30 protein-coding genes are annotated in these 25,074 nt (G+C 63.3%); 8 read left to right on the forward strand and 22 right to left on the reverse strand.

Going from position 1 to position 25,074, the window contains the following annotated elements; all coding sequences use genetic code 11:
- The gene (locus MTR72_RS05295; RefSeq protein ID WP_280971047.1) at positions 1-219 is read right to left on the reverse strand and encodes a hypothetical protein; all 219 of its coding nucleotides are present in this window, start codon (positions 217-219) and stop codon (positions 1-3) included.
- Between the two features lie 114 nt (positions 220-333).
- Between MTR72_RS05295 and MTR72_RS05300 the strand changes: the two genes are divergently transcribed.
- Both MTR72_RS05300 and MTR72_RS05305 read left to right on the forward strand, forming a co-directional pair.
- Positions 334-528 carry a DUF3072 domain-containing protein gene (locus MTR72_RS05300; protein WP_280965375.1) on the forward strand — a complete coding sequence of 65 codons (195 nt, stop codon included), beginning with the start codon at positions 334-336 and terminating at the stop codon, positions 526-528.
- Positions 529-615: 87 nt separating this feature from the next.
- Positions 616-870, forward strand: coding sequence for a DUF6496 domain-containing protein (locus MTR72_RS05305; RefSeq protein ID WP_280965376.1), 255 nt, complete (start codon positions 616-618; stop codon positions 868-870).
- Positions 871-953: 83 nt separating this feature from the next.
- Here the strand turns inward: MTR72_RS05305 and MTR72_RS05310 are convergent, their stop codons facing one another.
- The 3 genes from MTR72_RS05310 to MTR72_RS05320 form a co-directional block, all read right to left on the reverse strand.
- Entirely contained in the window at positions 954-1,316 is a 363-nt protein-coding gene (locus MTR72_RS05310) for a hypothetical protein (protein WP_280965377.1), read from the reverse strand.
- 288 nt (positions 1,317-1,604) lie between these two features.
- Positions 1,605-3,146 carry a Do family serine endopeptidase gene (locus tag MTR72_RS05315; RefSeq protein ID WP_280965378.1) on the reverse strand — a complete coding sequence of 514 codons (1,542 nt, stop codon included), beginning with the start codon at positions 3,144-3,146 and terminating at the stop codon, positions 1,605-1,607.
- Positions 3,147-3,277: 131 nt separating this feature from the next.
- Complete coding sequence (locus MTR72_RS05320) at positions 3,278-4,165, reverse strand: transporter substrate-binding domain-containing protein (RefSeq protein ID WP_280965379.1); 888 nt, start codon at positions 4,163-4,165, stop codon at positions 3,278-3,280.
- Between the two features lie 111 nt (positions 4,166-4,276).
- On the opposite strand from MTR72_RS05320, the gene MTR72_RS05325 reads away from it, so the two are divergent.
- Positions 4,277-4,963 carry a GntR family transcriptional regulator gene (locus MTR72_RS05325; protein ID WP_280965380.1) on the forward strand — a complete coding sequence of 229 codons (687 nt, stop codon included), beginning with the start codon at positions 4,277-4,279 and terminating at the stop codon, positions 4,961-4,963.
- Positions 4,964-5,005: 42 nt separating this feature from the next.
- The gene (locus MTR72_RS05330) at positions 5,006-6,373 is read left to right on the forward strand and encodes an NAD(P)/FAD-dependent oxidoreductase (protein ID WP_341510149.1); all 1,368 of its coding nucleotides are present in this window, start codon (positions 5,006-5,008) and stop codon (positions 6,371-6,373) included.
- 23 nt (positions 6,374-6,396) lie between these two features.
- Here the strand turns inward: MTR72_RS05330 and MTR72_RS05335 are convergent, their stop codons facing one another.
- From MTR72_RS05335 to MTR72_RS05375, 9 genes are all read right to left on the reverse strand, one after another.
- Positions 6,397-6,609: a hypothetical protein gene (locus MTR72_RS05335; protein WP_280965382.1), complete on the reverse strand. Its 213-nt coding sequence runs from the start codon at positions 6,607-6,609 to the stop codon at positions 6,397-6,399.
- Positions 6,610-6,926: 317 nt separating this feature from the next.
- On the reverse strand, positions 6,927-7,664 hold the full coding sequence (gene rpe / locus MTR72_RS05340) for a ribulose-phosphate 3-epimerase (RefSeq protein ID WP_280965383.1): 738 nt from the start codon (positions 7,662-7,664) through the stop codon (positions 6,927-6,929).
- Positions 7,661-8,590, reverse strand: a complete 930-nt coding sequence (cbbX, locus tag MTR72_RS05345; protein WP_280965384.1) for a CbbX protein — start codon at positions 8,588-8,590, stop codon at positions 7,661-7,663. Before cbbX ends, rpe begins: the two co-directional genes overlap by 4 nt.
- A 99-nt stretch (positions 8,591-8,689) precedes the next feature.
- A complete protein-coding gene (locus MTR72_RS05350) occupies positions 8,690-9,097 on the reverse strand; it encodes a ribulose bisphosphate carboxylase small subunit (protein WP_280965385.1) in 408 nt (135 codons plus the stop codon).
- Positions 9,098-9,109: 12 nt separating this feature from the next.
- A complete protein-coding gene (locus tag MTR72_RS05355) occupies positions 9,110-10,570 on the reverse strand; it encodes a form I ribulose bisphosphate carboxylase large subunit (protein ID WP_280965386.1) in 1,461 nt (486 codons plus the stop codon).
- Positions 10,571-10,604: 34 nt separating this feature from the next.
- Positions 10,605-11,690 carry a class II fructose-bisphosphate aldolase gene (fba, locus tag MTR72_RS05360; RefSeq protein WP_280965387.1) on the reverse strand — a complete coding sequence of 362 codons (1,086 nt, stop codon included), beginning with the start codon at positions 11,688-11,690 and terminating at the stop codon, positions 10,605-10,607.
- Between the two features lie 111 nt (positions 11,691-11,801).
- On the reverse strand, positions 11,802-13,832 hold the full coding sequence (tkt, locus tag MTR72_RS05365) for a transketolase (RefSeq protein WP_280965388.1): 2,031 nt from the start codon (positions 13,830-13,832) through the stop codon (positions 11,802-11,804).
- Positions 13,833-13,863: 31 nt separating this feature from the next.
- Complete coding sequence (locus MTR72_RS05370) at positions 13,864-14,739, reverse strand: phosphoribulokinase (protein ID WP_341510150.1); 876 nt, start codon at positions 14,737-14,739, stop codon at positions 13,864-13,866.
- Positions 14,740-14,751: 12 nt separating this feature from the next.
- A complete protein-coding gene (locus MTR72_RS05375; RefSeq protein WP_280965390.1) occupies positions 14,752-15,789 on the reverse strand; it encodes a class 1 fructose-bisphosphatase in 1,038 nt (345 codons plus the stop codon).
- Between the two features lie 118 nt (positions 15,790-15,907).
- Here MTR72_RS05375 and MTR72_RS05380 point away from each other — a divergent pair, with 118 nt between their 5' ends.
- Entirely contained in the window at positions 15,908-16,885 is a 978-nt protein-coding gene (locus tag MTR72_RS05380; RefSeq protein WP_280965391.1) for a LysR family transcriptional regulator, read from the forward strand.
- A gap of 218 nt (positions 16,886-17,103) precedes the next feature.
- Here the strand turns inward: MTR72_RS05380 and MTR72_RS05385 are convergent, their stop codons facing one another.
- From MTR72_RS05385 to MTR72_RS05405, 5 genes are all read right to left on the reverse strand, one after another.
- The gene (locus MTR72_RS05385; protein WP_280965392.1) at positions 17,104-17,295 is read right to left on the reverse strand and encodes a hypothetical protein; all 192 of its coding nucleotides are present in this window, start codon (positions 17,293-17,295) and stop codon (positions 17,104-17,106) included.
- Between the two features lie 140 nt (positions 17,296-17,435).
- On the reverse strand, positions 17,436-17,855 hold the full coding sequence (locus tag MTR72_RS05390) for a DUF4118 domain-containing protein (RefSeq protein ID WP_280965393.1): 420 nt from the start codon (positions 17,853-17,855) through the stop codon (positions 17,436-17,438).
- A 141-nt stretch (positions 17,856-17,996) separates the two neighbouring features.
- Complete coding sequence (locus tag MTR72_RS05395) at positions 17,997-19,193, reverse strand: MFS transporter (RefSeq protein ID WP_280965394.1); 1,197 nt, start codon at positions 19,191-19,193, stop codon at positions 17,997-17,999.
- Between the two features lie 50 nt (positions 19,194-19,243).
- Positions 19,244-19,864: a TetR/AcrR family transcriptional regulator gene (locus tag MTR72_RS05400; RefSeq protein ID WP_341510230.1), complete on the reverse strand. Its 621-nt coding sequence runs from the start codon at positions 19,862-19,864 to the stop codon at positions 19,244-19,246.
- A 212-nt stretch (positions 19,865-20,076) separates the two neighbouring features.
- Positions 20,077-20,592: a hypothetical protein gene (locus MTR72_RS05405; RefSeq protein ID WP_341510151.1), complete on the reverse strand. Its 516-nt coding sequence runs from the start codon at positions 20,590-20,592 to the stop codon at positions 20,077-20,079.
- A 212-nt stretch (positions 20,593-20,804) separates the two neighbouring features.
- Here MTR72_RS05405 and MTR72_RS05410 point away from each other — a divergent pair, with 212 nt between their 5' ends.
- The 3 genes from MTR72_RS05410 (at position 20,805) to MTR72_RS05420 (ending at position 21,733) form a co-directional block, all read left to right on the forward strand.
- Positions 20,805-21,131: a hypothetical protein gene (locus MTR72_RS05410; RefSeq protein ID WP_280965397.1), complete on the forward strand. Its 327-nt coding sequence runs from the start codon at positions 20,805-20,807 to the stop codon at positions 21,129-21,131.
- A 125-nt stretch (positions 21,132-21,256) separates the two neighbouring features.
- A complete protein-coding gene (locus tag MTR72_RS05415; protein WP_280965398.1) occupies positions 21,257-21,487 on the forward strand; it encodes a hypothetical protein in 231 nt (76 codons plus the stop codon).
- 78 nt (positions 21,488-21,565) lie between these two features.
- A complete protein-coding gene (locus MTR72_RS05420) occupies positions 21,566-21,733 on the forward strand; it encodes a hypothetical protein (RefSeq protein WP_280965399.1) in 168 nt (55 codons plus the stop codon).
- Positions 21,734-22,453: 720 nt separating this feature from the next.
- Here MTR72_RS05420 and MTR72_RS05425 read toward each other — a convergent pair.
- The 4 genes from MTR72_RS05425 to MTR72_RS05440 form a co-directional block, all read right to left on the reverse strand.
- Positions 22,454-22,912, reverse strand: a complete 459-nt coding sequence (locus MTR72_RS05425; protein WP_341510152.1) for a DUF3788 domain-containing protein — start codon at positions 22,910-22,912, stop codon at positions 22,454-22,456.
- Positions 22,913-23,068: 156 nt separating this feature from the next.
- Positions 23,069-23,698 (reverse strand): FMN-dependent NADH-azoreductase, encoded by a 630-nt coding sequence (locus tag MTR72_RS05430; protein ID WP_341510153.1) that lies wholly within the window; start codon positions 23,696-23,698, stop codon positions 23,069-23,071.
- An 81-nt stretch (positions 23,699-23,779) separates the two neighbouring features.
- Entirely contained in the window at positions 23,780-24,325 is a 546-nt protein-coding gene (locus tag MTR72_RS05435) for a carboxymuconolactone decarboxylase family protein (protein WP_341510154.1), read from the reverse strand.
- A 35-nt stretch (positions 24,326-24,360) separates the two neighbouring features.
- Positions 24,361-25,041: a nitroreductase family protein gene (locus tag MTR72_RS05440; RefSeq protein ID WP_341510155.1), complete on the reverse strand. Its 681-nt coding sequence runs from the start codon at positions 25,039-25,041 to the stop codon at positions 24,361-24,363.
- Positions 25,042-25,074: the final 33 nt, after the last annotated feature.

A 25,074-nucleotide genomic window follows, 5' to 3' on the forward strand; every position in this document is an offset into this window, starting at 1 on the left:
TCAACGGCGCGCAATCGCGCGTGCCGCTTTACCATCCTTCATCGGGCGGTGACGCATTCGGTTGGCAAGGTCGGGCAAGACATCTCCGCCGCCGGCCGCCTTCCACTCGCTGATCAAGAGATTGATCTTCCGCCGTAAGCCGATCTGCTCCAGCGCCCGTTCAGTGCAATCGCGATCGCGATTAAGGAGCTCGCGAACGGACGCCTCAACATCGGCCATCTTCAGCCTCAAGGCACTGATTTTACGTCGAATTTCATTAATTCTGTTGTCCACGGCTTGTTAGAACAAAATAAGAACATATAGTCAAGTCACGATTCAGGACGGAGAATGGACATGCAGCTTCAAGGTAAATACGACGCCAAGATCTTTCTCACGGAGCAGATGACGCGGGCTCAGGGGCTCAAGCTGAAACGGCTGAGCGAAGAGGCCTACCAGCCCGCACAATATGCGCGGGACCTCTCGTTCGCCGAAGCCGCACGACGCATTCACGCGCTGGAGGCGGAGATCGAGCTGGCGAATTCGTTCTAGGCCGCTTGCGCTTGTAGACGCTTTACGCACGCTTTCGGAACCAATGTCTGCCGCGAACGGTTCTCCCTCTGCCGAAGGAGGACATTCATGGCACGCAAGGCAAAGAAACGGCGCTATTCGCGCAGCTCCGGCCAAGACGTCGAAAGTGAGGTGCGACGCTACAAGAAGGGTACCGCGAAGAGCGGCCGCGGCGGTCGTGGCGGACGCGTGAAGAGCCGCAAGCAGGCGATCGCAATCGGACTCTCGAAGGCGCGCAAGAAGGGCAAGAAGGTCCCGAAGAAGAAGACCACGAGGAAGACATCGAAGACGCGGAAGTCGTCAAAGAAGAAGCGCTCACGCTAAGACGAGATTCGGCAAGGCGCGTGAGCAGCGCGCCCCTCGCCCAAGATCGACAATCCTTCAGATCAATCGCTCAGATCACGCTGTCAGATCATGCTGCCCGGCATGAAGCAGCGAATCGAGATGCCGAATGCAGTCTTGACCGGCCACACCATGGTGCGACCGGCGAGGTTTGGCTCGGTGATCACGGCCTCGTCCGGCACCTCGACCCATTGCCCCTCGAGCCGCACCCGATAGTGTCCGTTGTGCGATTCCCAGTCGGGGTCGGCGACGGCGACACCATCGGCATCCGAACAACAGGGACCGAGATGGCTGCGCAAGCTGTCAAACCACGGCTTGAGCGGAGAATCGGTGTAGCGGCCATCGTCGCGGCTCAGCGCGCCGTGGGTACTGAGCACCACCAGCGCGATCAGCAGCGCGCCCCTGCCGAAGCCCCGCAATCGATCCATTGTCGGCACCGATCTATGTAGAAGTCCGGTTCCACAAAGCGGCAGTTCGACCGAAGTTCCGCTGCAGAACCGTCGTTCGCCCGCGAGCCGCGGTCGCAGCTCGCATCATCGCTCAAGTCAACGTGCTGTTTTGGGCGGAACCCTGTCTGAGGGGTTCCGTTAACGCGAATGTTATCGGTCCGCGCCGCCTTGCCCCGGAATTTCGACCCTGCGCCACGTCCATCACCGAGCAGGACGAATACGAAAGAGGCGGCCGTCCGGCCGCCTCCTCTTTACGATCGGATTCGTTCAGGCGAGCGGCACGGCGACAAATCGCGTGGCGTCGGCGCTCTTCACCTGCAGCAGCACACTGCGCTTGCCGGACGACTTCGCCTGCATCAGCTCCGAGCGGACGTCGCCGACATTGGCGACGGCCTTGCCGCCGACATTGAGAATGATGTCGCCGGTCTGGATTCCGCGCTGCGCCGCCGGCCCCTGCGGGTCAACCTCGGTGACGACAACGCCCTTCTGGCCTGCACCCTGCACGTCGCCGGCCGGCGCCAGGCTGAGGCCAAGGCGCGGCGTGCCGGCATTCGGCTGGGCCTTGCCTTCATCAGCTTTGTCGTTTCCGTTGGCCTGCCGCTCGTTCGGCAGCGCGCCGAGCGCGAGCGTCACCGTCTTGCTCTCGCCCTTATGCCAGACGTCGAGCTTCACCGAGCTGCCTGGCGCCATCGTGCCGATGGTACGGGCGAGGTCACGGGAGTCCTTGACCGCAGTGCCGTTGACGGCGGTGATGACGTCGCCCGCCTCGATGCCGGCCTTCGCCGCGGGGCTGCCGTCCTGCGGATTGTCGACAATGGCGCCGCTCGCCTCCTTCAGGCCGAGACTGTCGGCGATATCAGCGGTCACCGGCTGCACCTGCACGCCGAGCCAGCCGCGGGTGACCGCGCCCTTGTCCTTGAGCTGGGCGACGACGAGCTTTGCGGTCGCCGCCGGAATGTCGAAGCCGATGCCGACCGAGCCGCCGGAGGGCGAGAAGATCGCAGTGTTCACGCCGATCACGTTGCCGTTCATGTCGAAGGCCGGACCGCCGGAATTGCCCTTGTTGATGGGCGCGTCGATCTGGATGAAGTCGTCATAGGGGCCGTTGCCGATGTCGCGGCCGCTTGCGGAGACGATGCCAGCGGTCACCGTGCCACCAAGGCCGAAGGGATTGCCGACCGCGACCACCCAGTCACCGATCCGCGGCTTCTGGTCGGAGAATTTGACGAACGGAAAGTCCCTCTTGCCCTCGACCTTGATCAGCGCAAGATCGGTCTTCGGATCGGTGCCGACCACCTTCGCGGTGTAGATCGTGCCGTCATCGGTGGTCACCTGCACGGACTCGGCATGGTCGACGACGTGGTTGTTGGTCACGGCATAGCCGTCAGCCGAGATGAAGAAGCCGGAGCCCTCGCCTGTGATCATCTGGTGGCGCTGGTGCGGCATGCCATTCATCCCATTGGGGAAACGGAAGCCGAACTGTCGCGAGAACTGGTCGAACGGCGTATCCTCGTCGGACTGCATCCGGTTCTGCTGCAGCATCGCGCTCTTGTCGTTGTCCTGGTCGATCTTCACCCGCACCGAGATCACGGCGGGCTTCACCTTGGCAACGAGATCGGCGAAGCCGGTTGGCGTCGCGGCCGTCTCCGCGGCCTGCGCCGGCGCAATCAAGGAAGCATGAAAGAAAGACGTGCCCGGAGCCGTGGCCAGCACGGCAAGGCCCAGCGCGCCTACAGTGCCGAGCAAGGCGAGCCGGCGCGGCCGGAGAATGGTACGGGTTTTGGTGCCGAAATTGACGGGATCGTTCATGTCGAAATGTCCATGTTGGAAGATGTCGCCTTGCATCCAACATGGACGCCGCAACCTTACGACGTCCCGTCCACGCGATTAAATCTTGGCAAAGAACGTGCGACCGGGAGCCGCGCGCTACCGTTTCGCGATCAGACCCCCTTGTCGTTCGGCTTGGCGACCGCATCCTTGAGCGAAGCCGGCATGGGGAAGTTCAGGTTCACGTTCTTGGGTGGAATGGGTTTCGTGAACCATTTCCCGTAGAGCTCCGCGAACTGATTGCTCTTCATCATGGCGACCAGCGCCCGGTCGACCAGCCCCTTGAACTCCGGATCGTCCCTGCGGATGATCAGCCCGTAAGGCTCGGTGCGAAGGCTGTCGTCGATGATCCGCCAGTTGTCGGGAGTCTGGCTGTTGGCGATGAGCCCGGCGAGCAGGATGTCATCCATGACAAATGCCTCGCTGCGTCCGCTCGTCAACGCGAGGAAGGATGCCGCGTGGTCGGGAGAGAGGACCTGCTTGACCTGGAAATTCTTCTCCTGTCCACGCGCCAGCAACAGGCCGATCGACGTTGATCCGGTGGTCAGCGAGACAGGCTTGTCGTTCAAGTTCTCGAAGGTCTTGACGGGAGAGTCCTTTCTGACCACCGCGCGAATGCTCGAGACGAAGATGGTGTTACTGAAGGCCACCACTTTCTGGCGCTCCAATGTGTTGGTCGCCGGACCGCAGACAATGTCGATGGTCCCGTTCTGGATCAGCGGAATCTGGGTGCTGAGCTGGATCGGCTGAAACCTGGTCTGAAGCGTCGGAAGCTTGAGCTCTTCCTTCACGGCATCGACGATCCGTGCACAGAGGTCCATCGCAAAGCCGACGGGTTTCTGGTTGTCGTCGAGATAGGAAAAGGGGACCGAGACGTCGCGATGGCCGAGCCGGATTTCCCCGGCGTCCCGGATCTTGGCGAGCGTACCACCGGGAGATTGGGCGTGGGCGGGGACGGCAACCGCGGTTGCTAAGATGAAAGAATAAATCAGTCCCTTCATGGCCTTACTCCCTGACGGATATAATATCGGCATATTTTATACACACGATTGCATAATCTGCCAAATAATTTTATACAATATATAGTCCCGAGGCAGTGGAAGAGACGCCGGATGAGATCAGCAGAAGCTGCAAGACAACGAGGTCACGGCTCGACGCCCGATGCTGTCCGCGAGGCCTTGCGGCGCGCGATCAGCGCAGGCGAGCTCGCTCCCGGCTTTCAGCTCAGGCAGGACGAATTGGCCGAGCGGTTTGGCACCAGCCGCATCCCCGTGAGGGAGGCGCTGCGGCAACTGGAAGCGGAAGGCTTCGTGACCTTCCTGCCCAACCGCGGGGCGGTCGTGTCGGATCTGTCCATCGACGAGGTCGTGGAATTGCTCGAGATTCGCATCGCGCTCGAATGTCATGCGCTTCGTCTCGCAATCCCGGCCATGGGTGACATCGATCTCGATGATGCAAAGAGGATCCTTCGTTCCTACGACGAGGAGCCCGACCCGGAGAAATGGGGCGCCTTCAACTGGCGCTTCCACAAGGCGCTCTACGCCCCCTGCAATCGCCCGCGCCTGCTTGCGATGATCGAGGCGAATTACGGCCATGTGAGCCGCTTCACCCGCGCTCTCGTGTCGCGTGCGACCGGCAAGGAGCGTCCCCAGCGCGAACATTACCAGTTGCTCGAACTCTGCCGGGACGGCGAGATTGAGAAGGCCGTGCGCCTCCTCCGCGAGCACATCGTTCAGACGCAAAAGACGCTGCGATCGGCGCAGCGCCATGCGTTGCGGGACGACAAGGCCGAAGCCTGATCCGAAGGTCGGCCGTTCCGTTGAGTTTGAAGGAGAGTGCGTTTGAAAGCGAACGACGTTGAAATTCTCGTCATCGGCGCAGGGATCGCCGGTCTGGCCACGGCCTACTTTCTTGCGGTCCAGCACAAGCGCTCGCGCCTGCTGATCGTGGATGAGGGGCAGCCGATGGCGCTCACGTCAGCACAATCCGGCGAGAACTATCGCAACTGGTGGCCACATCCGACGATGGCAGCGTTTACCGATCACAGCACCGACCTGATGGAGGATATTGCGCGCCGCACCGGCAACCGCATCAACATGACGCGGCGCGGATACTTCCTTGCGACCCGCGAAGAGAAACCGGAAGAGCTGCTCCGGCAGCTCTACACAGGCTACGGCGCTTCGGCATCGAAACTGATCCGCCTGCACGAGGGCGTGAGCAAGAATTATTCGCCGCCGCTATCCGAGGACTGGCAGACGGCGCCCGACGGCGTCGACGTGTTGCTCGGCCGCAACCTGATTCAGCAATACTATCCGGCCTTCGACAAGGATGTCGCCACGGGACTGCACATCCGCAGGGCCGGCGATATCAGCGGTCAGCAGCTCGGACAGTACATGCTCGAGACGATGCGCCCGCTGGGCGCGCAATTCCAGCAGGCCCGCGTGCTCGGCATCTCGAAGCCGGACCGCTTCGTGGTCGACGTCCTTGCCGGTGGCGATCGCCGGACGGTCAAGGCCGATATCATCGTCAACGCGGCTGGTCCTTTTGCGGCGCACATCTCCGCGATGCATGGCGAGAAGCTGCCGATCCAGAACGTCCTTCAGCAGAAAATTGCCTTCATCGATCGCCATCGCGCGGTCGATCGCCGGATGCCGTTTGCGATCGACCTCGATGGACAGACGCTGGCGTGGTCATCCGACGAACGCGAGGCGCTGGCGGCGGCGCCGGAACTCGCCCGCCTGCTCAAACCCATGCCGGGCAGCATCCATTGCCGTCCCGACGGCGGCGACCACGGTCAATGGATCAAGCTCGGCTGGGCTTTCAACACGGAGCCGGCCGAGCCGGTCCGGGAACCCGAGCTGAATCCCTTTTTCCCAGAACTCGTACTTCGCGCCGCGAGTCGGCTGCAGCCCGCGCTGGCGCAGTATCTCGGCGCCCTGCCACGGGGCAGGGTGCATTACGGCGGCTTCTATCCGATGACGAAGGAAAACTGGCCGCTGATCGGCGCGGCAAAAACGCCCGGCGTGTTCCTGACGACCGCGTTGTCGGGATATGGAACGATGTCGGCATGCGCCGCCGGCGATCTCTGCGCTCGGGCCGTGGTCGGCGCTCCACCTCCGTCATTCGCCGACACTCTGTCACTCGCGCGTTACGAGAACAAGGCGCTGATGGACGAACTCGAAGGTGCCGAGAGCCGCGGCTTGCTGTGAAAGCTACATCTGCTCCGACTTCGTCAGGCCGCAGCCGGAGCTTCCCATACCGGTGCGACTGCCGGCTTGTCTTCGCTCTTCGCATTGCACGCGTCGAAGTGAGCTCTCAGCTCGATTTCAGCAAGATGTTCGAAATGCTCGGCCTGGCCCAGGAGCTCCCAACTCTGGAGCGGCCGATAGGCCGCCTGCTGACGACAGAGGGATGCAAGTGCCCGGTAGCGACGTACGTTCTCCATCAGACCCTCCCTCGCGCTCAACCCGGCTTATTGCGTTAATTTGCGTCAGGCCGATGGCGATTGTGCAAAAGATTTTCTGCGAGCCCAACTCGCCAATCTGCTCGCCTAACCTGGGTTAATTTCTAGGAAACGCTTGAGGGGCTTTTAGTTCCAGTCCGCGCGCGAAACCCGACGACCCCGCAGCTATGCGTAAGGCCGGCGCTCCACGCTGACACCAATCGGATCGAGATACCGCTCGATCAGTCCGGCCGGCCGATGAGAGATAGCCTGCATCTCCTCGCAGGGCCGCACTGTTGCGGCAATGAACTCCCCGTAGTCTACCGGATGAGTGCCGCCTCGGCGGCGCGCGCCGGCTGCGCAGAGATATGTTGCGAGTTGGGAACCCGGCCGGCCTCCGCGGCGAGGCGAATGGCCGCGATGTTGCGGGCATAGTCGGCGCTGTCGTTGCCGCGAAACACCGCCGATCCCGCAACCAGCGTATCGGCGCCCGCGGCAGCCACGGCCGCAGCGTTGTCGCGCGTGATGCCGCCGTCCACCTCGATCCGGATCGGCCGGTCGCCAATCATGCTGCGAATCCGCCTGATCTTCTCGATCTGCGCGTCGAGAAACGACTGCCCGCCAAAGCCGGGATTGACCGTCATCACCAGGATGAGGTCGATGCGATCAAGGACATATTCGATCGCGGCTTCCGGCGTCGCCGGGCACAGGCTCACCCCGGCCTTCTTGCCAAGCGCACCGATCGCCTGCAACGAGCGGTCGAGATGCGGGCCGGCCTCGGCATGGACCGTGATGATGTCGGCACCGGCCTTGGCAAAAGCCTCGATGTAGGGATCCACCGGCGCGATCATGAGATGGACATCGAACGTCTTGCGCGTCAATGGCCGGATCGCCTTGATGATGTCGGCCCCGAAGCTGATGTTCGGCACGAAATGCCCGTCCATCACGTCGCAATGGATCCAGTCGGCGCCAGCCGCGTCGATCGCGGCGATCTCCTCGCCGAGTCTCGCGAAATTGGCGGCCAGGATTGAGGGCGCGATCACGATGTCCCTGGTCATGGTTTTGCACTCCTCGCGTCGGTTGCGGCCCCGCCGCTGAACACACGGCTCGCCAGCACGTCGGCGGCATCGATGGTTTCGAGGTCGGCGATGTCGAGCATGCGGTCGAGATCGGACACCAGGCGGTCGGCCTGGCGTAGCCGGATGCGATCAACGGCGTTGCGGATCGAGCGTGCATTGGAGAAGAACGGCTGAGTCCGGCGCAGCGCAATGTACTTCTCGAGCGCATCGCGCGCCGCGCTCGACAGGCGGTAGCCGCGCTCTCCGAGCATCAGCTCCGCGATGAAGAGCAGCTCCGCTTCGGAGTAGTCCGGGAATTCGATGTGATGAGCAATACGTGAGCGGAAGCCGGGATTGGAGGCAAAGAAGTTCGTCATGCGCTCGCCATAACCGGCGAGGATCACGACGAGATCCTCACGCTGGTTCTCCATCACCTGGAGCAGGATCTCGATCGCCTCCTGGCCATAGTCGCGCTCGTTGTCGGGCCGGTGCAGATAATAGGCCTCATCGATGAACAGCACGCCGCCCATCGCCTTCTTCAGGATCTCCTTGGTCTTCGGCGCGGTGTGACCGATGTACTGGCCGACGAGGTCGTCACGCGTCACCGATATCACTTGCCCTCGCCGCACGAAGCCGAGGCCGTGCAGGATCTTTGCCATGCGCAGGGCGACGGTGGTCTTGCCGGTGCCGGGATTTCCGGTGAACGACATGTGCAGGGTCGGCGGGGCAGAGGCCAGTCCCGCGCGCTGCCGCATGCGCTCGACCAGCAGCAGCGAGGCGATCTGGCGCACCCGGCTCTTGACCGGCTTGAGCCCGATCAGCTCCTGCTCGAGCTGTTGCAGCGTCGTCGTGATCCCGGCCGCTTCAGCCTCCTTGCGCAGGTCGAAGGCCGTCTCCGTGGTATTTGCGTTCGGCACATCAAGCATCGGCGTCTCGAAGAAAAGGGCTTCGCCGCGGGGGAGCGGCGAAGCAGTGGTCCGCCAAGGAAACGGAGCAGGGAGCGCTCCGCGCGGAAATGAAGAGGCTTACGGCGCTGCGTGCGGCGTGGCCTTGCGCACGGTCGTGTAGCGGATCGCGCGTCCGGCCACTTCCTGCCGCACCAGCTCGAACTCGGCCTCCTGCTTCGGCCGGTTCACGAGGAACGAGATCCGCACCGATTCCCAGCCATGGCTGGAATCGAAGCCGCTGATACGGATGTAGCGGTCGCCGTACACCCTGCGGCATTCGGCGAGCTCCATCATCACGCCGGCGGCGTCCTGCAGGTCGAACATCGGCAGGCCCCACATCTCCCAATAGGTATTGCGGGGATGCGGATCGTCGGTGAATTCGATGTTCACCGCCCAGCCGTTGGCGAGGCAGTACTGCACTTGGCTGTAGATCTGGTCGTCGGTCAGATCGGGCAGGAACGAGAAGCAGCCTTGAGTCAGCTTCATGTCAAAATCTCCTCAAGCGGTTTCCAGCGCCGTCGGCACGAAGTCCGGCGTGTCGGTGGATTGATAGTTGAAGGTGACGTCCTTCCAGACGTCGAGCGCGGCCTTCAGCGGCGTGCAGGTCTGAGCCGCCTTGGCGAGGATCTCCGGGCCTTCATGGACGTAGTCGCGACCCTCGTTGCGCGCGAGGATCATCGCCTCCAGCGCCACGCGGTTGGCGGTGGCACCAGCCTGGATGCCCATGGGATGGCCGATGGTGCCGCCGCCGAATTGCAGCACGACGTCCTCGCCGAGAAGGTCGAGTAGCTGGTGCATCTGGCCAGCATGGATGCCGCCGGACGCCACCGGCATCAGCTTGTTGAGGCTCGCCCAGGACTGATCGAAGAAGATGCCATGCTCGAGCTTCGTTGGGTTGAAATCCTCGCGGCAGACGTCGTAGTAGCCGCGCGTGGTGTTGGGATCGCCCTCGAGCTTGCCGACCACCGTGCCGGCATGGATGTGGTCGACACCGGCGAGCCGCATCCACTTGGCGATGACGCGGAACGACACGCCGTGGCTCTTCTGCCGCGTATAGGTCGAGTGACCGGCACGATGCAGATGCAGGATCATGTCGTTGCGACGTGCCCATTTGGCCATGGACTGGATCGCTGTGTAGCCGATCACGAGATCGATCATGACCACAACCGAGCCCAGCTCTTTCGCGAACTCCGCGCGCTCGTACATGTCTTCCATCGTCCCCGCGGTGACGTTAAGGTAAGTTCCCTTCACCTCACCGGAGGCCGCCTGCGCACGGTTCACGGCTTCCATGCAGTAGAGGAAGCGGTCGCGCCAGTGCATGAAGGGCTGCGAGTTGATGTTCTCGTCGTCCTTGGTGAAGTCGAGCCCGCCCTTCAGCGCCTCGTAGACGACGCGGCCGTAGTTGCGGCCGGAGAGCCCGAGCTTGGGTTTGATGGTCGCGCCCAGGAGCGGCCGGCCGAACTTGTCGAGCCGCTCACGCTCGACCACGATGCCGGTCGCGGGGCCCTGGAACGTCTTCACATAGGCGACTGGGAAGCGCATGTCCTCGAGCCGCAGCGCCTTCAATGGCTTGAAGCCGAAGACGTTGCCGATGATCGAGGCCGAGAGATTGGCGATCGAGCCCGGCTCGAACAGGTCGAGATCATAGGCGATGTAGGCGAAATAGGAGTCCGGCGAGCCCGGCACCGGATCGACGCGATAGCATTTCGCGCGATACTTCTCGGCGGCGGTCAAGCGGTCGGTCCACACCACTGTCCAGGTCGCGGTCGAGGATTCACCGGCAACTGCGGCCGACGCCTCGATCGGATCGACACCCTCCTGCGGCGTCACGCGGAACAGCGCGATGACGTCGGTGTCCTTCGGCGTATAGTCGGGCTCCCAATAGCCCATGCGCTTATATTCCATGACGCCCGAGCGATAGCGCTCTTTGCCGCGGACAGTGCCGGTATGTGCGTTCATGTCTCTCTCCTGCTCTTCTCTCTATTCTGATTGATCAGGCCGCGACGGGCTCGCGGGCATCGATCCGCGGGTCGAGTTCGCCGGCGCGGTACCGCCGCGCCATCTCGCTCATCGGGATCACCTTGATCTTGCTGGCATGGCCGGCGGTGCCGAACTGCTCGAACCGCTCGCGGCAGAGCTCGCGCATCGCGTCCATCGCGGGCTTGAGGAATTTGCGCGGATCGAACTCGGAGCGCGCTTCCGCTGCCACTTTGCGAAACACCGCAGTCATCGCCAGCCGGCAGTCGGTGTCGATATTGACCTTGCGCACACCGCTCTTGATACCGCGGACAATCTCCTCCACCGGCACGCCCCAGGTCTGCGGCATCTCGCCGCCGAAGGCGTTAAACATGTCCTGAAGCGGCTGCGGCACCGACGAGGAACCGTGCATCACAAGATGCGTGTTCGGCAGCCGGCGATGGATCTCCTCGACCACCCGCATAGCCAGGATGTCTCCGTCCGGCTTGCGGCTGAACTTGTAGGCGCCATGCGAGGTGCCCATCGCGATCGCCAGCGCATCGACTTTCGTTGCGCGGACGAAATCGACGGCCTGATCGGGATCGGTCAGCAACTGGTCGTGGCTGACCTTGCCCTCGACGCCGTGACCGTCCTCCTGCTCGCCGCCCCCATGCTCGAGTGAGCCGAGCACGCCGAGCTCGCCTTCGACGGACGCGCCGACCCAATGGGCGAGATCAACCACGCGGCGGGTGATCGCAACGTTGTAATCGTAATCGGCCGCCGTCTTGGCGTCGGCCTTCAGCGAGCCGTCCATCATCACCGAGGTGAAGCCATGGGCGATGGCGCTGGCACAGGTCGCCTCGTCATTGCCGTGGTCCTGGTGCATGCAGAGCGGAATGTCCGGATAGGTCCGCTCCAGCGCATCGATCATGTGCGAGAGCATGAGATCGCCGGCATAGCTGCGCGCGCCGCGCGAGGCCTGGATGATGACGGGCGCATCGACCTCGGCCGCCGCCTGCATGATCGCGATCCCCTGCTCCATGTTGTTGATGTTGAACGCAGGCACCGCGTAGCCATGGTGAGCTGCGTGGTCGAGCAGTTGTCGAAGGGTAATGCGTGCCAAAGGAGTTCTCCGTTTCTCGTCTTCCGTCAGCTCAGATCAGCCGGCCCGTCGCAGCGGCGGTGTCGGCCATTCGATTGGAAAAGGCCCATTCGTTGATGGCGACGTGCAAGCTCATGCTGCTTTTCCATCGTCCCGACGTGCGACCGCGCGCCTGGCTGCTTCCGCAATGCTCTGCGGAGTGATGCCGAATTCGCGGTACAGCACCGGCGCCGGCGCCGAGGCGCCGAAGCCGCGCATGCCGATGAACTCGCCGTCAGCACCGAGCCAGCGCGGCCAGTCGCCCGGCACGGCTGCCTCGATGCCGACACGCGGCGCGGTGCCGAGAACGGTGGCGCGGTAATCTTCCGGCTGCTCCGCGAACAGGGCGAAGCAGGGTGCAGAGACCACGGCGGCACGGATGTGCTCGGTCGCGAGCAGGCGCGCAGCTTCCAGCGCGATCGACACTTCCGACCCGGTCGCGATCAGCGTGACGTCCCGGCCGCCATCCGGCGTGACGATGAGATAGGCGCCACGCGCGACGCGATTTCTGCCGCGCGCATCGCTGCGGAAGGTCGGCAGGGCCTGACGCGACAGGCAGAGCACGGACGGACGATTCTCGGTCTCAAGCGCGCAGTCCCAGGCCTCCAGCGTCTCCACCGCATCGGCCGGGCGGAACACCAGAAGGTTTGGAATGACGCGCAACGCCGCGAGATGCTCGACCGGCTGATGCGTCGGGCCGTCCTCGCCAAGCCCGATGGAGTCATGGGTCATGACATGGATGACTCGCAGCCGCATCAGAGCCGCAAGGCGGATCGCCGGCCGACTATAGTCGGAGAAGGCGAGGAAGGTGCCGCCATAGGGAATGAAGCCGCCGTGCAGCGCGATCCCGTTCATCGCAGCCGCCATGCCGTGTTCGCGAATGCCATAGTGAACATAGTCGCCGGCGAACACGCCGCGCATGACCGGAGTCTGGCCCTTGGCATGCGTCAGGTTTGAATGCGTCAGGTCGGCTGAGCCTCCGACAAATCCGGGAATCGTCGCGGCGATGTTGTCGAGCACCTGTTGCGAGGCCTGCCGCGTCGCGATCTTCGGACGTTCGGTGGCAAAACGCTCGCGCAGCTTCGCCGACGCCTGGGCATAGGCGCTCGGCAGGGCAACAGCCTTGCCCTCGATGAACAATTCGCGCTGCTCGGGCGCCGCGCATTCGTAGCGATCGAGCCAGGCGAGGCGCGCGACCTGGCCGCGCTGCCCGATCATCCGCCATGCCTTCAGGACGGGAATCGGCACCACGAAGGGCTGATAGTCCCAGCCGAGCGTCCGTCGCGCCGCCGCGGCCTGGTCGGCACCGAGCGGAGCGCCATGCGCCTTCTCGGTGCCCTGCCGGTCCGGCGCGCCATAGCCGATGATGGTGCGGCAGGCGATCAGCGACGGCTTTGCCGTCTCGCGTTCTTCGGCAATCGCCAGTGCGATCGCCTCGGGATCATGTCCGTCGACGCGACGCACCGACCAGCCGGAGGCAGCGAAGCGCGCGAGCTGGTCATCCGAGGTCGCAAGTGAGGTCGGGCCGTCGATAGAGATGCCGTTGTCGTCGAACAGCACGATCAGGCGGCCAAGCTGGAGATGACCGGCGAGCGAGATCGCCTCCTGGCTGATGCCCTCCATCAGGCAGCCGTCGCCGGCGATCACGTAGGTGAAGTGATCGACGAGGCTGTCGCCGTGCCGCGCATTGCCCATGCGCTCAGCGAGCGCCATCCCGACGGCGGTCGCAATCCCCTGACCCAGCGGGCCCGTCGTGGTCTCGACGCCGGGCGTATGGCCATACTCGGGATGACCCGGCGTCTTCGAGCCCCATTGCCGGAACGCCTTGAGGTCGTCGAGGCTGACATCGCCGCCCGTGAGATGAAGCAGCGCATAGAGCAGCATCGAGCCATGGCCCGCCGACAGCACGAAACGGTCGCGATCCGGCCAGTTGGGGTGGGCCGAGTCGAATTTGAGGAAGCGCGAGAACAGCACGGTCGCGACGTCCGCCATGCCCATCGGCAGGCCGGGATGGCCGGACTGCGCGGCCTCGATGGCGTCGACCGCGAGGAAGCGAACGGCGTTGGCGAGATCGTTGTGCGTGACCGCCGTGAGGTCGGCTTCGGCGTGAACCGAGATGTTCATCGGGCCCTCCCGTTGTTGTCGTGGTTGCGCGTCACTTCAGGCCCCGCTTGCGCTCGATGAGCTGCATGATCAGCGGCGTCAGGATGAGCTGCATTGCGAGATCGAGCTTGGCACCCGGGCAGACGATCGAGTTCGCGCGCGACATCCAACTGTGCGGTAGCATCGAGAGCAGGTAGGGGAAGTCGATGCCGCGCGGATTCTTGAAGCGGATCACGACCATCGATTCATCAGGCGTCGGGATCCAGCGCGCGATGAACGGGTTGGAGGTGTCCACCGTCGGCACGCGCTGGAAGTTGATGTCGGTCTCGGTGAATTGCGGGCAGATGTAGTGGATGTAATCCGGCATCCGCCGCAGGATGGTGTCGGTGACGGCCTCGGTCGAATAGCCGCGCGCGCTGCGGTCGCGGTGCAGCTTCTGAATCCATTCGAGATTGATGACGGGCACAACGCCGATCTTCAGGTCGGCATAGCGCGCGACGTTGACCTTGTCGGTGACGACGGCGCCGTGCAGACCCTCGTAGAACAACAGGTCCGAATTCTCGGGTAACCGCTTCCATTCTGTGAAAGTGCCGGGAGGCACGCCATGAAGCGCCGATTCCTCAGCGTCGTGGACGTAGTGCCGCGTCGTCGCGGTGCCGGTCTCGCCATAGTCGCGGAACGCCCGCTCCAGCTCTTCGAAAAGGTTGGTCTCGGGGCTGAAATGGCTGAAATGCTTGTTGCCGCGCTCGGCCTCCTGCGCCATCTGCGTGCGCATCTCGGCGCGGTCGTAGCGATGGAACGCGTCGCCTTCGATGTAGACGGCGTTGACGTGCTCACGGAAGAATATCTGCTCAAACGTCTTCTTGACTGAGGTCGTGCCCGCGCCGGAGGAGCCGGTGATGGAAATGATCGGATGCTTCCTGGACATGCGCCACCTCGCTTAGAGCCGGAAGAAGCCGCGCCGTGCGAACAGCGGAGCGGAGACACTCGCCACCAACAGCGGATCGCAATGCAGTTCTTCGACGCGTCGCACCTCGTTGCTGGAGCCCATGATCAGCGGCACGCGCTGGTGCAGATCGCGCGCGGCAAGGTCGAGGATGCGCTCGCGCCCGGTTGAGGCAGAGCCGCCGGCCTGCTCGACGATGAAGGCCATCGGATGCGCCTCGTAAGTGAGGCGCAGGCGGCCGTCGCCGTAGCCGGGCCGCGCATCGGAGGGATAGAGGAAGACGCCGCCGCGGGTGAGGATGCGGTAGGCTTCCGCGACCAGCGAGCCGATCCAGCGCATATTGAAGTCATGGTTGGCCGGCCCTTCGACGCCGGCGAGGCATTCGTCGATGAAGGCACGCACGGGCGGATCCCAGTGCCGGCGGTTGGAGCCGTTGATCGCGAACTCCTCGCAGGACTCGGCGATCTGCACGTTGGTGCGCGCGAGGCGGAAGCAGCCGGATTTGCGATCATGGGTGAAGATGTCGACACCCTCGCCGAGCGTCAGCACCAGCGAGGTCTGCGGCCCGTAGGTGATGAAGCCGGCCGCAAGCTGCGCCGAACCGCGCTGGTGGAAGGCGAGAGCGATATCGTCCGGCGCCGGCAGGATCGAGAAGATCGTACCCACCGTCATGTTGATGTCGATGTTGGACGAGCCGTCGAGCGGATCGATCGCAACGCAGATCCTGCCCTCGCGATCGCCGAGCTGCGGCTCGCGCATCTCTTCCGACGCGAGCGCTGCGATCGGCAGCTTGCCGAGGCAGCGGCGCAGGATCGCGTCCGCCTGGACGTCGAGATCGCGCTGGAGATCGCCGTCGCTGTTGCGGCCCGTCGCCAAGCCGGAGGCGTCGGCGAGCTGCCCGGTGCTGGCGAGATCGGCGATCTCGAGCGAGGCGCTCGCGATGGCATCAACCGCCGCCGCGACAGACAGCGCGTGGGGCGCGGTCTCCGAGTACCGCTGAAGGTGGTCGTCCAACCTGAGTTGCCCGGTCATCTGCGTCCATCCCCTCGCTGGCGCCGCCTCCCTTTCCCTCCCCGTGGAGGTCGGTGCGGTCCGTCCCAGCACGATGAGATTGACAGGGCCGGCCTAATAAGGAAAATTTCTAATCATAATGAGCCTCAAAGAATTTTCTTATAACGGCCCTGGCCACGCAGCAGCCCAGCTCCGGCATCTCACGGTCCGGCAGCTTCGCTCGCTCGCGGCGCTCTCGGCCAAAGGCAGCGTCACGGCCGCCTCCAGCCATCTCGGGCTGACTCAGCCGGCGGTGACCCAGCAGCTCCGGCAGCTTCAAGACCTTGCCGGCCTGCCGCTGGTGCAGCGGACCGGCGACGGCATGCTGCTGACGGAGGCGGGCAAAGAAGTGCTGGCGCTGGCCGAGCGCGTTGAGGCCGCGATTGCGGACTGCCAGGGCGCGCTCGACCTGCTGGCCGGCCGGACCGGCGGCACGGTCCGACTAGGCGCCGTCTCCACCGCCAAATACTTCGTGCCGCATGCGATAGCGGCGTTCTCGAAGCGGTTTCCGAAAATCGAGATCAAGCTGACCATCGGCAACCGCGAGGATATTCGCGAGGCGATGCACGGCTACGATCTCGATTTCGCGGTAATGGGTCGGCCACCGGCCGACGTCAGCGTCGACGTGCGTCAGCTCGGGCGCAATCCGCACATCATCGTCGCGCGCAAGGGGCACTGGCTGGAGAAGGATGCCGGCCTCAGCCTCACCGATCTCGTCCACGAGACCTTCCTCACACGCGAACCGGGCTCGGGCACGCGGACGCTGATGGAAGGCATGTTCCAGAAGTCGGATCTCGAGCCGATCATCGGCATGGAGATGAGCAGCAACGAGACCATAAAGCAGGCGGTGATCGCCGGACTCGGCATCGCCTTCATCTCGGCCCACACCGTCGCGCATGAGCTCGCGGAGGGCCGGCTTATCGTGCTTGATGTCGCCGGCCTACCCATCGTCCGGCAATGGTACGTGATCCGCCGCAGCGACAAGGTTCTGCTGCCGCCGGCGCAGGCGATGTTCGATTTTCTCGGCTCGGAAGGATCGAACTATTTGCCCGACGTGCCGGAACTCGGCGGCCGGTAGCCTTCAGCTCATCAACTTCATGGCGACCGTTGCCGCCAGAATCACGATGATCTGGAGCAGACGCTGCGTCGTGAAGATGCGGTTGAAGGTGGTCATCGCTTGCCCCTGCCGACGTGAATGAGATTCGACGGAGGCGTTGCTATCACACGCGTGCGCCGGGGTAACTCCGTAGAGGTCACGGATTCTGCCGGCGTGCCGCCGCTCCTGTTGGTTAACACTTAGGCAGCGAGGGCCAGATCCGCGCGCGCCGCGAAATAGGCTTCCAGCTCCGCCAGCGCCCGCCCTTCCCATTCCCTGGCCTGCTCCAGCAGCGACCAGCTCTGGCGCGGCCGGAACGCAGCGGTCTGCCGGTACAGCGATGCGATTCCGCGGTAGCGGCGCACATTCTCCAAGATGGCCTGGCCGTTCATGTCCGAAAACTCCCTCGTCATTCCCGGGGGAGAACCTGCGGCCAAACGATTTTCGAAAAGTTAGCGGCGCGAGGTAATCGGGCGGATGGTTGCCGGACCGTTGCGCAGACGCAACGCCCCTCCCTGCAGAACGCGCGTACCTATCGCGAATTCGTTGCCGCGCTCTCACCTGTCCGGTTGAGTCCGCCACGATGGACGATCGCTATCGTCTCGCGGCAGAGATCGGCAAGGCCGATCAGGAGCACGGCGAACAAAAAGAACAGGTTGATGGAATCCGCATAGGCGCTGGTCAATTGGCTGAACTCGAAGAAGGGCGGAATCAACGCCCACCACACCAGCGGAATGGTGAGCAGCACCGCGAACACGGCTGCCGGCGCGCCGGCGACGATCCCGACCAGGAAGACGCTGGGGAGGAACGCCGCGAAATAGAGCCGCTCGCCGAGCGCGACCCAGATGCCCTGAAGCGCGGCCGACACCGCCACGATTGCAAAGCCGAGCAGAAATGCCTGCCACGACCATGGCCGTACCCGCGGTACGCCACGCAGTCCCGCACGCCTCATTCGCCTCCCCCTGCCGCCTGTTTCGACCAGGTCCTATTGTGACCAAAGTACTACAGCCGCGCCAAAACCGCGAGGCGGAAATGGCCCAGTCGGAGGCTTGGTAAATCGACCGCAGCGCACCATCGGGCGCGCCGTCGGAGGTTACTCCGTGGCGGCGTAGATCAGGGCCGCGACAGGCAAGGCGAGGCCGATCCAGGCGGCTAGCGTCCAGCCGCCTTGCGCGAAGGCCCAGGCGCCGAGCGCGGAGCCTGCGGCGCCCGCCGTGAAGAACGTCGCCATGTAGACGCCGTTGAGACGACTGCGGTGCTCCGGCCCGAGTGCGAAGATGGCACGGAAACCCAGCACGACATTGCCCTGCACGCCGAAATCGAGCGCGATGGCGGCGACGACGAGGCCAGCCAGACTGAGCCCCGATCCAGGCGCGCCGACATGGGCCATCAGGAACGCCAACGCGACCAGCAGCATCGAGATCAGGGTCGCGGTGCGGCTATGCCCGCGATCGGCGAGCCGTCCAGCAATCGGCGCCGCGGCAACGCCGGAGGCGCCGGCGAGCGCGAACAGCGCGATGCCACGCTGGGAGAAGCCGAATTCGGGGCTTGCGAGCAAGAGCGGCGTCACGGTCCAGAACAGGCTGAACGCGGCAAATAGGCAGGCCTGGTAGAGCGCGCGACGCCGCAACAGCGGCGTGGTCCGCACCAAGTGCGGCATCGAGATCAACAGCGCGCCGTAGTGCATGCGCGCCACGGGCCTGCGCTCGGGCAGCGCGATCCAGAGCACGGCAGCGAGCGCGATCATCAGTGCCGTCGCGCCGAAGAACACGGCGTGCCACGACAGCGCCGCGGTGACGAAGCTGGAGGCGGGCCGCGCCAGCATGACGCCGAGCATCAAGCCGGTCGAGACGTTGCCGACCACGCGGCCGCGAATGGCTTCCGGCGCGAGATGGGCGGCGTATGGAATGATGATCTGCACCGCGACCGAGCCGAGCCCGATGAAGAGCGCCGCGGTCAGGAACGGCAGCGCCTGCGTCGCGAAGGCGGCGGCGAGCAATGCCGCGGCCCCGAGGCCGATCACCGAGCAGATCAGCTTGCGGTTCTCGACGAGGTCGCCGAGCGGGACGATCAGAAGCAGCCCAAGGCCGTAGCCGATCTGCGTCATGGTCACGATCAGCCCCGCCGCGGCATGCGACAGGCCGAGCGCGGTGCTGATCGGTCCGATCAGCGGCTGGGCGTAGTAGATGTTGGCGGCAACCATGCCGCAGGCCGCAGCCAGCAGGAAGGTCAGTCGATACGACACCGCGCGCGAGTCCGGCGCAGCGTCGATCGTGGCATTCATCGTCATTCACAAATCTCCGAATATAGGGAACGATCATTCCCTAATTTGACAAAGGTTCAGGCCAGCAGCTTCATCGCGGCCGCGACCAGGCGGTCCGCATCGAGCGGCAGCCGCGCCTTGCCGACGACGCGCAGGCCTTGGGTGATGCAGATCATCAGCCGCGCGGTGTCCTCGGCCGCAACGCTGCGGGGAATCGAACCATCGGCCTGTCCCTCGCGGATGAGACCGGCGATGAAATTCTCGTTGCTCCTGAGCTGAGCGGTCACGCGCGCCCCGATCTCGGGATCGAGCGCCGACAATTCGACCGCGCTGCCGACGACGAGGCAGCCGCGGCGCCCTTCGCTACCCTGGGAATGCTCGACATAGGAGCACAGCACGTTGCGCACCCGCTCCCGGCCGTTCACCCCGATCGCCGCGGCGCTGCGGGTCTGCTCCTGCCGCCGTGCGGTGTAACGCTCGAAGGCGGCGAGGAAGACGGCATGCTTGTCACGAAAAGCCTTGTAGATGCTGCCGGTCGCCAGCCTCATCGCCGCGGTGAGGTCGCCGATCGAGGTGGCGTGATAGCCACGCTCGCGGAACACCCGCACCGCGCGGTCGAGGGCGGTATCCATGTCGAACTCCCGGGGACGACCGGGCGGACGGCGCGCAGATGGCGATCGGCGGGCGACTTTTTGCATTGCGACATAATAGGGAATGAACGTTTCCGAATAAAGACACGTGGTCGTGAACGGTGGGGTGGGCTTTCGCCAGGACGACATCGCGGATGCATTGCGCACAACTTCTCCCACATCATCCAGCTCTCACATCAATCGCAGGGCTGATTTCGCCGGAGCTTTGCTTCCGAAACAGGCTGCGGCCCGCAGCGGTTGGAGGCGAGCGATTGCGCCGATCACCACCATCCCTCCGACAGGCGCGGTCCAAAGAACATCGTCTGGTTGCTCGCGAATGCGCGCGGCACCGGATGCCGATGATGACGTTGTGCGACACGCCTGTTCGCAGCCCGCGGCGTCGCATGCTTCGACTCGGCCGTCGACTTTGCCGCCATCGCGAACGCCTCGCCCGTGCGGCCCCGCGCGGCTTGTATCTCCGATGGCGGCGAAGGCGGCGCTGCAGTCGCGGCAACGTCAGGTGGCGGAACTTGCGGCGCGCTGGTGTCCAAGATGATCTTCTCCGGCCATCGTTGCGCGGAATGAATCCGCACGACAGACACATCCTGCCCGTCTGGGGTGACCGTGCTCACCGGACTGCCCATGTAGTGGCCCGCGAGAAGCAGCAGAACTAGCAGAACGCCGCCAGTGAAGATGAAGTAGCGGATGACCAGCATGTGTCCCTCGATCACCTCGTCATCGAGGTCGGCACGGCAACCGGAAGGGATGGCAATGGTTCCGGGCGAGAGCCGACGCATCCTGCGTGATGGCGTTCGGACGCAACCGGCAAAAGGAACCAACATCCGCCAGCGCCATTCTCCATGAGAGCTAAGGAGCGGAATCATGACCAGGCACCTGACGCGAGCCGATCTCGCGCGCGGCGTGGCCGGCGCGGTTTCCACGCTGGTCCTTTGCGCAACGGCAGTGTTCACCATTGCCAGCCATTTTGCATCGTGAGGTAGACGTTCGCATGACATCCGACCCCGAGGAGTCGGTGAGATTGCAAGGCTACGGCGAGATGACGCTGCGCACCGCCATCGCGACGCTGATGGCGCTTGCGCCGCGCGACCGTTCCGATGCCGCCATCTTCCGCGTGCGCGACGGCTCGCGACTGGCCTCGAGCGAGATCGCCGAACTCGCATCGGACTGGGGCATCGATTCGAAGCCTCGGATCAGGTCACCGAGCCTCGTCCCCGACCAGCATTGGCCTGATATTGTCCGCGACATGGTGCGCGAAGCGCCGCTGCCTTCATTGATGGTGGCCTTTCTGCTAGGCGTGCTGGTGGCGCGGCGGTAATTTTCGACGAGCATCATCGTTGCCAAATTGCAACGGTTCCCGCCAATCAAACGCCGAACAAAAGAAACTCCCATTACGGCCACGAACCCTGCTCACAACGCCGTGAGACAAGCGGGGAATCTTCGATGCGTGCGCAACGGGTCTGGAAAGTGAATGGATCTGCCAACACCAACATTGGACAGCTTCAATCCAGATTGGACGATCTGAACAAACGTCTCACCCAACTCGAGAGTGAGCACCCCGAGAGCGCGAAAATCGAAGCCCTGAAATCGAATGCCGCGAACCTGTCGCGCGATATCGATGACATCCGATGCGCCGAGGCGACGGCAGCGCTGAGAGAATTGCTGCGGAAGTAAGATGAGAGTCGAGCCGCTGCGGCAGATTGCGCGGCGCTTCAACCGCACTATCATCATAGTTGCGCTATCTTCGAGCTGATGGAGATCGAGCTTTTCGATTTCATGGAAGCCAGGATCATGTTCGGGCTCGATGTCGACTTCGATCGCGATCGCACGACACTAAGCTTCGATTCCAGCTACGGCGTGCATGGCCGGATCAAGGCCAAGCGCGCTGCCATCTCGTTCAAGCCACGGCCGGCGGGATAGTCCTGCGGACCATATAGCCATGCCCCACCGACAGGCCCCTCTGTCCGCTCAAATCCGGCGTGGACCCATCCTCCAAATCGGTGCAAAAAGCCCCCCGGGCGCTGGCGGCCGATCCGCCAAGCCTCTGGAAAACGGTAACTTTTGGAAGAATGGTCGGAGTGGCAGGATTCGAACCTGCGACCCCTGCGTCCCGAACGTAAATAGCGGCCGAAAAGATCAACAAAAACAATGAAAATTGCTCGCGATTGACCACCTTTATCGCCGTTTGTTCCCGTCGTTTCGATGGTCAATCGGTGGTCAGATCCCGATCTCCTCTCACGCGACCATCTCGCCCTTGTCGACCGGTCGGGGGTTCGAGTCACAGCGGGGGTATGTCGACGCCCGAGCATCGCAATTTCCTTGGCACGAGCCACGCCGGCCCGCTGTGCGAGCCGGACTTCGACTTCCTGAGCCAATTTGCTCCGGGCGTTCCAATCATTCTGTATCGGCACGCATGAGCCAATCAGTGAGCGTCGAACAGGCAATGCTGGTCGCGAAGTCTGCTTAGCCGCCAGGAGCCCCCCAGCCGGCTGCAGGAGCCTGCGACGGGCATAAAGGCAGGCGGCGTTGGGCTGCTGCTTGGCGTCGGGGCGGCGCGGCAGACTCCGATTGAAGCGGAAAGATTCATATACTCTTCGTATCCTTGGAGCTATCGCCGGCAAACCAGCATTCCTTTGACCTTCAACCGCGCGACTTTTGCGGGCGCTTCATAGTCAGAAGGTTCGTCACATCATGCAGATCATCTGCCGATGCGACGGCAATCGTTAGCCATTTTCCGTCGATGTATGTTTTCGCGTCATCGTAGAGTTTGATCAATTGCGGGTGCCAAACATAGCGCCGCTCCTCAAACTTTTCTCGCTCTGCTCTACCCATGACCACCACAGCTGAAACTCGTCGGAATTCCGGCACCAGGTGGCAGAACGCCTTGGTCTTCTTGTAACGCAGGGACCAACCGCGGTTCTTTCCACCGTAGAGCCAATCCGGCGCGAAAACTTCGGGGTAGGATTCATCGATCCAGGACCGCAGCTTGGCCCAGTATTCGAAGCCATCTGCTCCGATCCAGTCGCGAACGCTGCTTTCATCGGGCGATGCTGATTTGTCGGTGATCCTGTCGCCGATTTGCGGAAGCGTACTAATCATCGGAAGACCTCGTGTTGATAGTCCCGCGGGGGGCCGGAGGTTAAACGGGCGCTTGTCAAGGCTGGCCATGGGCCCTCAGAATGCCGCTGGTGCGACTTTGTCCAGAGCACGGAGAGCATTGCGATACGGTCTGGCGATACTCGAGAGCACGGCTGATCAAGCAGCGACGTCTCGAAGCTCTCGCACGACTGTCAAGTCGATACCGTCAATTGCCTTCTCGCTCGCTAGCGAAGCTTGGCCCTCTTCAATAAACGCGGTGGCCTGCAGCGGAAGGAATTGCAGCGTCTTTAGCCCAATAGAGTTCAGTGCCAGCGTCAGATAGGGCGTGAGAAAATCAGGCTGATTTCCTCGCTCTGCGGTAAAGACGCCGCCGGAAGCGACGCCGATAAAAACCGGACGATCCGGAAGCATTCCCACCTTCCCGACGGGCGTTGACTCCATTGTGCGGCCGACGCGCAGGACCTGGTCGATCCACGCTTTAAGAACCGAAGGGATAGTGAAGTTGTGCATTGGCGTTCCAATGACAATCACATCAGCCGCCTCGACTTCCCGAATGAGTGTTTCGGCAAGGTCCAAAGCGCCCTTCAGCGGTGCCGCCAGTGTGGCCGGCGATGACAGCGTATCCGCGTAGTCAGCCGTGGCGTGAGGCAGAGGATCAGCTCCAAGATCACGCTGCCTGATGCTCGCATCCGGCGCAACCTGAAGAAGCTTCTTGACGATCGCCGCCGAAAGCTCACGGCTATGAGATTTCGGGCGAGGACTGCTATCAATATGGAGGATATTCATGCGAGGGATCCAAATGGCTAGGAAGCTCTTGCATCAACCGCCTCCATAGCTCCTTGGACGCGGTTGATACCACTGGCAGGCTCAGATCGAGCCGGCCGGTGCGACTGCGGGGAAGTCCTTGTCGGGATTGAACACGTTGTTGAAGAAGTTCGTCAGCGAGTACATGGCCACGAGCGCGACGATCTCCATGATATTCGCATCCGTGTAGCCAGCATCGCGGACGGCTTGCAGATCGGCGTCTGTGACATGGCCTCGGCTCTCGATGATCTTGCGTGCAAACTGGACGGCGGCATCCCGCTTCGGGTCGGTTGCGTGACCCTTTCGGGCGAGAACAATGTCCTCCGCCGGCAGCTTGGCCATATGCTCCGCCGTGAAGCTATGCACCGTCAGGCAGTAGTTGCAGCCGTTCACTTCGGAGACCGCAAGGCCGATGCTGTCGCGGGTCTTGACGTCGAGTGCCTTGCTCAAGGAGCCGAGCAGAGCGGCCCATGCGTTGAACGCGATCGGGCTTTGCGCGAAGGTCGCAAGCATGTTTGGCGTGAACCCGATGTTCTTGGTGAACATATCGAGGGTCGGTTTCGAATCGGCCGGAACGTGGTCCGGCTTCACAGCAACAGCTCTGGCCATGATATTTCTCCTTGGATAGTTGATTTCAGAGTTGGTTATGCGAAGTGCAGCACGTCGGCCACGGGCAGGCGCGGCTTCTGCGGCCAGTTGCCAGGCCGCTCCGGCCCGACGGTCAACAGCATGACCGGGATTTCGTTTTCGGCCAGGCCGAACTCTTTGTGCACGGCTTCTGCATCGAAACCGATCATCGGTGTCGACCCCAGGCCTAGCGAGCGGGCCGCATAGATGATGGCTGCGGCGCCGAAGGTCGCGGAGCGCACGGCCTCGTCGCGCTGGCGCTGCGGATGATCGTCGTAAAGACCGCGAGCGGGCCCCTCCCATTCCGGCACCATATGTGCCGGCATGATCCCGGCTTCCACGACCGGCGCCAGGCGCGCAGGAACGGTGCTGGCATCGGCCAATTGGCCGACGATGATGAAGGTAACGGCTGCTTCGGTGATTGCGGGCTGATTCCAGGCGATCGGAAGCAGCCGCGCCTTCGCTTCGGGTGAGCGCACAGCGATGAAGCGCCAGTTCTGCAGATGGAAGGATGTTGGCGCTGAAGTACCGATCCGCACCAGGTCACGGATCTGATCATCGCTCAGGGTGGCGGTCGAGTCATAGTACTTCGCAGCACTGCGGCTCAGAATGGTTTCGATGACGGCGTTTGTCGGCAGCGGCCCCGCGCGCCAGCGGGAGGTTTCGGGATCGGCGACGGTTGTAGCGGTGTTGTGCATTGGGTGACCTCATCAAGTGATTACGGAGCCCCA

Source organism: Bradyrhizobium sp. ISRA442 (genome assembly GCF_038085055.1).
In the GTDB taxonomy this organism is placed as follows: Bacteria; Pseudomonadota; Alphaproteobacteria; order Rhizobiales; family Xanthobacteraceae; genus Bradyrhizobium.